This window comes from Bradyrhizobium sp. 17 (genome assembly GCF_023073515.1).
Lineage (GTDB): Bacteria > Pseudomonadota > Alphaproteobacteria > Rhizobiales > Xanthobacteraceae > Bradyrhizobium > Bradyrhizobium canariense_D.
The window spans coordinates 178,491-181,726 of the sequence record NZ_JADPJQ010000106.1 but is presented as its reverse complement, the minus strand read 5'-3'; the positions used below and the strand labels follow the sequence as shown (position 1 = coordinate 181,726).

2 protein-coding genes are annotated in these 3,236 nt (G+C 62.6%); both read right to left on the bottom strand.

What is annotated here, in order from left to right; all coding sequences use genetic code 11:
- Positions 1-89: 89 nt before the first annotated feature.
- The gene (gene glyS / locus IVB13_RS21710; protein ID WP_247490381.1) at positions 90-2,201 is read right to left on the bottom strand and encodes a glycine--tRNA ligase subunit beta; all 2,112 of its coding nucleotides are present in this window, start codon (positions 2,199-2,201) and stop codon (positions 90-92) included.
- Positions 2,201-3,136, bottom strand: coding sequence for a glycine--tRNA ligase subunit alpha (locus IVB13_RS21705; protein ID WP_247490380.1), 936 nt, complete (start codon positions 3,134-3,136; stop codon positions 2,201-2,203). Before IVB13_RS21705 ends, glyS begins: the two co-directional genes overlap by 1 nt.
- Between the last annotated feature and the right edge of the window lie 100 nt (positions 3,137-3,236).

Here is a 3,236-nt window from a genome sequence, read left to right as displayed (position 1 = left end):
GCCCATCCACGCGTCTCCACGAGCGAAGAAGAACGTGGATGCCCGGGACAAGCCCGGGCATGACGGTGTTGATTGCGCCAAGACCGCGCTCAATCCTGGATCTTCGAGAAATCCGCCACCGCACGCGTGGCGCTGCGGATCTCGTTGAGCAGTTTTAGCCGGTTCTCACGCACCTTCGCATCCTCGTCGTTGACGCGAACTTTCTCGAAGAACGCATCGACCGGCGGACGCAGCTTGGCCATCGCACTCATCGCGGCAGCGAAGTCTTCCCCGGCGACGGCGGCACGGGCTTCGGCCGTCACTTCATCGATCGCGCGGGCCAGCGCCTTCTCCTCGCTGAGAGCGTAGAGCGAGGCATCGGGTGCGCCGTCGAATAAGCGCTTATCCTTCTTCTCCTCGATCGAGAGAATGTTGCTGGCGCGCTTGGTGCCTGCCAGCAGATTCTTGCCGTCGTCGGTATCGAGGAATTTTCCGAGTGCTTCGACGCGGCGGACGACCGCCACTATTGGATGCCCTTGCACCAACGAACCAGCGTTGAGAACCGCATCGACGAGATCGTAACGCGCCTTCTGATCTCGCAATTGGACCTTAAGCCGGTCTTCGAAAAAGACCATCAGATCATCAAGCTTTTCTGCAACTTCCAAGTATTGTTTGTCGTACGAGCGCTCTAAGTGCCCCCAAGCGAGTTCTCGCAAACTAATCTTAGTCTGATTTTCGAGCACAATCCTGATCACGCCCAGCGCCGCGCGGCGCAGCGCATACGGATCCTTCGATCCCGTCGGCTTTTCGTCGATCGCCCAGAAGCCGACAAGCGTGTCGAGCTTGTCCGCGAGCGCGACTGCGACGCTGACCGGATCGGTCGGCACGCGATCGGCAGGCCCTTGCGGCTTATAGTGCTCCTCGCAGGCGGCAGCGACGGAGGCGTCCTCGCCCTGGGCCAGCGCGTAGTACTTGCCCATCAGGCCCTGCACCTCGGGGAATTCGCCGACGACTTCGGTCAACAAATCCGCCTTCGCCAGATGCGCGGCCCGCGTGGCCTTTGCGACATCGGCGCCGACCAGCGGCGCGATCTCGGCGGCGAGACGCTCGATGCGCTTGATGCGTTCAGCCTGTGTGCCGAGCTTCTCGTGAAACACGATCTGCTCGAACTTCGGCAGCCGGTCTTCTAGCTTGGTCTTCAGGTCCGTCTCATAGAAGAATTTTGCATCCGACAAACGCGGACGGATCACGCGCTCGTTGCCGGCGACGATGGTCTTGCCGCCGTCGGGCGCCTCGATGTTGGCGGTGAGTACGAACTTGTTGGTCAGCTTGCCCGTCTTGGGATCTTTGACGACGAAGCACTTCTGGTTGTTGCGGATGGTGGCGCGGATCACCTCGTCGGGGATCGCGAGATACTCCGCTTCGAACGATCCCATCATGACGACGGGCCATTCGACGAGACCCGAAACCTCATCGAGCAGCACCTGATCCTCGACCAGTTCGAACCCTTGCGCAAAGGTCACCTCCTTGGCGTCGGCAAAGATGATGTCCTTGCGCGCCTGCGGATCGAGGATGACTTTTGCGGCCTTCAGCTTCGCTTCGTAGTCCTCGAAGCGGCGCACGGAAATCGCGCTAGGAGCCATGAAGCGGTGACCGTAAGTGGTCTGGCCGGCCTCGATGCCGTCCACCGAGAATTTGACGACATCGGGCTCTTCGGTCTCGAGCCCGAACGTCGCGGTGATCGCGTGCAGCGGACGCACCCAGCTCAGCGAGCCCGGCTTGCCGGAGCGCGCGCCCCAGCGCATCGATTTCGGCCAAGGGAAAGTGCGGATGATCACGGGGAGGATTTCCGCGAGCACGTCGATGGCGTCGCGGCCGGGCTTCTCGATCAGCGCGATGTAGAAGTCGCCCTTCGGATCGCGCTGGATCTTGGCCTCGTCCAGCGACGTCAAACCCGTCGCTTTCAGAAAACCCTGCACGGCCGCGTCGGCCGCACCGATCTTCGGTCCGCGGCGTTCGGTCTTCAGGTCAGGCTGGCGCGCAGGGATGCCGTGCACGGTAAGCGCAAGGCGGCGCGGCGTCGCGAACGCCTTCGCGCCTTCGTAGACGAGACCCTCGGCGACGAGCTTGTCGGTGACCATGCGGCGCAGATCGTCCGCCGCCTTGGCCTGCATGCGCGCGGGGATTTCTTCCGAGAAAAGTTCAAGCAAAAGATCGGGCATCAGGTCGCTCCGCCCGCTTCAGTATGTATCCAGGCCTCGCCGCAAGCTTTTGCCAGTTCGCGCACGCGAAGAATGTAGCTCTGCCGCTCCGTCACCGAGATCACGCCGCGCGCGTCGAGCAGGTTGAACACATGGCTTGCCTTGATGCACTGGTCATAGGCCGGAAGCGACATCAGATGCGCCTCGCGCTTGCCATCTTTCCAACCCGCATCGAGGTATTTCCGGCAGGCGGCTTCCGCCATCTTGAACTGCTCGAACAGCATCGCGGTGTCGGCGACCTCAAAATTGTGCTTCGAATATTCCTGCTCGGCCTGCAGGAAGACGTCGCCATAGGTGACCTTCGCGTCACCGTCGCGGCCGTTGAAGTTGAGGTCGTAGACCCGGTCGACGCCCTGCACGTACATCGCGAGGCGCTCGAGCCCGTAGGTGAGCTCGCCCGCGACCGGCGCGCATTCGACACCCGCGACCTGCTGGAAATAGGTGAACTGGCTGACTTCCATGCCGTCGCACCAGCACTCCCAGCCGAGGCCCCAGGCGCCCAGCGTCGGGCTCTCCCAATCGTCCTCGACGAAGCGAATGTCGTGCACGGCGGAATCGATGCCGATCGCGGCGAGCGACTTCAGGTACAGCTCCTGAAGTTTCGCCGGCGACGGCTTCATGATCACCTGGAATTGGTAGTAGTGCTGCAGCCGGTTCGGATTCTCGCCGTAGCGGCCGTCCTTGGGCCGCCGCGAGGGCTGCACGTAGGCCGCATTCCAGGGCTTTGGCCCGAGCGCGCGCAGCGTGGTCGCCGGATGGAAGGTACCCGCACCCATCTCCATGTCGTAGGGCTGCAGGATCACGCAGCCCTGCTCGGCCCAGAACCGCTGGAGCGCGAGGATAAAGCCCTGGAACGAGCGTTCCGGGCGCATATGGGCGGGCAAGGAGGCGTCCATCGTCAGATCGGGCTCTCGCGGGGGGTTGAATCGCGCGGGACCGTATCGACGGCAGGGGTGGGAATCAAGGTGAAGGGGTGATTCGGGCCTAGTTCTCCGT